This window comes from Acinetobacter sp. USHLN143, assembly GCF_037145695.1.
GTDB lineage: Bacteria > Pseudomonadota > Gammaproteobacteria > Pseudomonadales > Moraxellaceae > Acinetobacter > Acinetobacter fasciculus.
In genome coordinates this window covers 1-277 of sequence record NZ_JBBCWZ010000271.1, presented here as the reverse complement: position 1 = coordinate 277, position 277 = coordinate 1, and the positions used below count along the sequence as shown (strand labels likewise).

At 40.8% G+C, this 277-nt stretch carries 1 pseudogene; it reads left to right on the top strand.

From position 1 onward, the window contains the following. Positions 1-277: pseudogene (locus tag WFH18_RS18030) on the top strand (IS4 family transposase); the annotation flags it as partial.

Here is a 277-nt window from a genome sequence, read left to right as displayed (position 1 = left end):
AAAATTCCAGTTTCCCGCTGGCAGCATTGTGGTCTTTGATAAAGGCTATGTCGATTATCAATGGTATGCGAATCTAAGCGCTCAAAACGTTAGCTTTGTGACACGTTTTAGGCCTAAATCTGTGTATCAGGTGATCCAGCAACATCCAGTGCTTGAATCCAAAGGTATTCTAAAAGATGAAACCATTCAGCTAAATAGCGCACATGCCCTAAAAAGAAAAGCCCCCGTATTAAGAAGAATTGAATATAGAGATCAGCAAAGTGGCAAGCACTTTAGC